We start from the raw sequence: 3,413 nt of genomic DNA, 5'->3' as shown, positions 1-3,413 counted from the left end.
ATGGCGAGCACGCACGCGCTCTCGCAGGGGGCCGGGCAGAGCCGGCCGGTGAACTCGGGGAAGTTGTTGGTCGCGAGCAGGCGCGCGGCCGCCGCCCGCCAGTCCCCGTCGGCCACCAGCCGGTTCCACTCGGGCACGATGTTCCCGAGCGGGCACGCGTGGTGGCAGAACGGCAGGCCGCAGTCCATGCACCGGCCCGCCTGCCCGCCGACGACCGGCAGCAGCGCCCCCGGCCGGTACACCTCGTGCCAGTCCCCGACCCGCTCGTGCGCGTCCCGCCGCGCCCGCTCCGCGCGCGGGGTGGTGAAGAAGGCCATCCGGTCTGCCATTGCGGCCTCCGGCGGGGCGTGCCGGGCAGGGACGTCCGGGGCGCGGCGGACGCGCCACCGTGTGGCCACCGTACGCCCACGAAGGACAAGGCGCGAGGGCGGCCGAGAGGACGGCCGGGAGGGGGACAGGAACACGGCCGGGACTACGCGCGCCGGGTGAACTCCATGATCCAGTTCGTCACCCAGGTCGCGCCCGCGTCCGCCGAGAAGGCCTGTTCCCATCGCGCCGAGTCCGCCGTCACGCCCGACCACACGAACCGCGCCCGCACCGGCGTGCCGTCGTACTCGTCGTCCCCGAAGAACTCGCCGCGCCCGTCCGCCCACCGCCCGGTGACCGGCGGGAACAGCGTGCCCGTGCGGGTGCTGGACCAGTACAGCGACCACTCCTCGCGCGCCGGGTCGTACAGCCGCAGGGTGAGCCCGGAGAAGCCCTTCGTCGGGAAGTCGATCTCGTCGAAGTTCGCGTTGCCGCCGAAGTGCCGCGAGCCCCGCGTCACGCCGGGGAACTCCTCCCACGGGCTCCGCGGGTCGAGGAAGTCGGCGCGGCAGCGGTTGGCCACGTCCCATTCGCCCACGAGGAAGTCGAAGTCGGTTCGCCCGGTGTTGTTCTCAAGTGCCATGCCTGGACGCTAAGGCGGGTTCCCTGACATCGTGTGTCAGTGAAGTTCGAGGGGTCCCCGTGAAGTCCGGTCGTCTGCTGTCGATCCTGCTCCTGCTGCAGACCAACGGCCGGATGACCGCCCAGCGGCTCGCGGAGGAGCTGGAGGTCTCGGTGCGCACCGTCTACCGGGACGTCGAGGCGCTGCAGACCGCCGGCGTGCCGCTGTACGCGGACCCCGGGCACGGCGGCGGGTACCAGGTGCTGGCCGGCTACCGCACCCGTCTCACCGGGCTCAACACGGGCGAGGCCGAGGCGCTGTTCCTCGCCGGGCTGCCCGGGCCCGCCGCCGCCCTCGGGCTCGGCCCCGCCCTCGCCGCCGCCCAGCTCAAGCTGCGCGCCGCATTGCCGCCGGCGCTGCGCGCGGACGCCGACCGCCTGCGCACCCGCTTCCACCTGGAGGCGCCCGGCTGGTACGCGGAGGACGACGAGGTGCCGTTCCTGCCGCAGGTCGCCGACGCGGTGTGGCGCGGGCGGGCGCTGCGGGTGCGCTACCGCCGCTGGAAAGTGCCGACCGACGTCGACCGCCGGCTGGAGCCGTACGGGCTGGTCCTCAAGGCCGGCCGCTGGTACGTCGTCGCCGGTCCGGGGCCGCGCACCTTCCGGGTCGACCAGATCCTCGAACTCGCCGAGACGGACGAGGAGTTCACCATCCCCGACGACTTCGCCCTGACGCCCTACTGGCGCGGCTACCAGGCCGACTTCCACGCCCGCCTGCACACCGCCGACGCCGTCGTCCTGCTCGCCCCGGGCGCGGCGGCCCGCCTGGGCACCGCCGCCGCACGCGCCGCCGAGGCCACCGGCACCCCCGAACCGGACGGCCGGACGAGGGCCGTGCTGCCGATCGAGTCGCTCGACCAGGCCCACGCCGCCTTCCTCGCCCTCGGCACCGACGTCGAGGTCCTCGCCCCACCCGAACTCCGCGCCCGCCTCGCCGCCACCGCCCGCGCCCTCGCCGACCGCTACGCCGCCGACCGCCATCCTCACGGCCGCGCCGCCGACCGGACCCCGACGCCCGCGCCACCGACGAGTGAGCCCGTCCACCAGCCTTGACCCCCGCCTGGAACCGCCGTGCACACGCCAGGGAGAATCCCACGCATGACCCACACCGTGCTGATCGCCGAGGACGACCGCGCCATCCGCGACTCCCTCACCCGCGCCCTGCAGCTGGAGGGCTACCGCGTGCGCACCGCCGCCGACGGCCCCCGGACGCTGGCCGCCCTCGACGAGCAGCGCCCGGACGTCCTGATCCTCGACGTGATGATGCCCGCCCCGGACGGCCTGGAGGTCTGCCGCCGGCTGCGCGCCGCCGGCGACCGGACGCCCGTCCTGATGCTCACCGCGCGGGTCGAGGTCCCGGACCGGATCGCCGGGCTCGACGCCGGCGCGGACGACTACCTGGTCAAGCCCTTCGACGTCGGCGAGCTGTTCGCCCGCCTGCGCGCCCTGCTGCGCCGCAACCCCCCGGAGCAGCCCGCCGAGGACGTCCTGGCCGTCGCCGACCTGCGGGTCGAGCCGGGCGCCCGGCGGGCCTGGCGGGCCGGCGAGGAGCTGGAGCTGTCCCGCACCGAGTTCGACCTGCTCGAACTGCTCACCCGGCACGCCGGCTCGGTGCTCGACCAGGCGACCGTCTACGAGCGGATCTGGGGCTACGACTTCGGCCCCGGCTCCAAGAACCTCGCGGTGTTCATCGGCTACCTGCGCCGCAAGCTCGACCGCCCCGGCCTGGCCCCGCTGATCCACACCGTCCGCGGCGTCGGCTACACCCTGCGCGCCTCGTGACCCGCCCGCGCCGCCTGCGCTTCCATCTGCGCGGCCTCCACCTGCGCCGCCTCCGCCCGCGCCCGGGGCTGCGCAGCACCTTGTCGCTGGCGTTCGCCGCGCTGGCCGTCCTGGTGGCGGTGCTGATCGGCGCCCTCGGCTACCACGCCGCCGCCCGGCTGATCCGCGACGACGAGAAGTCCGACTTCGCCACCGCCCTCCAGTCGGTGGGCAGCCAGGTCGGGCGGCAGACGCTGTACCCGGGCGACTTCAACGGGCCGACCGGCCTCAACGAGCAGCTGCTGCGCCCGATCCGGGTCACCGCGCAGGCCCTCGACGCCGGGGGCGCCGTGCTCCCGGGCGCGGCCCACGTCGCGCTCCCGGGCGCGCCGGAGGACCAGGACCTCGCCCGCGCCAGCGCGTCCGCCCGGACAGTGATCGGCGTGCGCCACCTCGGGGACGAGACGTACCGGGTCGGCGTGGTCTCGCTCGGCGGCGGCCGTGGCGCGGTCCAGGTCGTGCAGGAGACCGGCGACGTCGAGGACCTGCTGTACGCCCTGCGGGGCCAGATGGTGGCCGTGGTGGGCGCCGTCGCCCTGCTCGCGGGCGCGGCCGGCTGGCTGGTCGCCCGCCGGATCACCGGACGCCTGGTGCGCCTGACGGAC

Annotated in this window: 3 protein-coding genes and 2 pseudogenes; 3 read left to right on the top strand and 2 right to left on the bottom strand. The window is 75.5% G+C overall.

All coding sequences use genetic code 11. The annotated features are described in order from the left end of the window. Both gltD and AB0O00_RS33125 read right to left on the bottom strand, forming a co-directional pair. Window positions 1–329: pseudogene (gene gltD / locus AB0O00_RS33130) on the bottom strand (glutamate synthase); the annotation flags it as partial. A gap of 143 nt (window positions 330–472) precedes the next feature. Continuing rightward, window positions 473–949 (bottom strand): hypothetical protein, encoded by a 477-nt coding sequence (locus AB0O00_RS33125; protein ID WP_363658137.1) that lies wholly within the window; start codon window positions 947–949, stop codon window positions 473–475. A gap of 59 nt (window positions 950–1,008) precedes the next feature. Between AB0O00_RS33125 and AB0O00_RS33120 the strand changes: the two genes are divergently transcribed. The 3 genes and pseudogenes from AB0O00_RS33120 to AB0O00_RS33110 form a co-directional block, all read left to right on the top strand. Further along, the gene (locus AB0O00_RS33120) at window positions 1,009–2,040 is read left to right on the top strand and encodes a WYL domain-containing protein (RefSeq protein ID WP_363658135.1); all 1,032 of its coding nucleotides are present in this window, start codon (window positions 1,009–1,011) and stop codon (window positions 2,038–2,040) included. Between the two features lie 45 nt (window positions 2,041–2,085). Beyond that, window positions 2,086–2,769 carry a response regulator transcription factor gene (locus tag AB0O00_RS33115; protein WP_363658133.1) on the top strand — a complete coding sequence of 228 codons (684 nt, stop codon included), beginning with the start codon at window positions 2,086–2,088 and terminating at the stop codon, window positions 2,767–2,769. Beyond that, window positions 2,766–3,413 (top strand): annotated as a pseudogene (locus AB0O00_RS33110) (two-component sensor histidine kinase); the annotation flags it as partial. The gene AB0O00_RS33115 and the pseudogene AB0O00_RS33110, both read left to right, overlap by 4 nt.

Origin of the sequence: Kitasatospora sp. NPDC093558 (assembly GCF_040683475.1) — a bacterium.
GTDB lineage: Bacteria > Actinomycetota > Actinomycetes > Streptomycetales > Streptomycetaceae > Kitasatospora.
The sequence above is the reverse complement of the archived record's forward strand: the minus strand, read 5'-3'. Positions and strand labels throughout refer to the sequence as shown.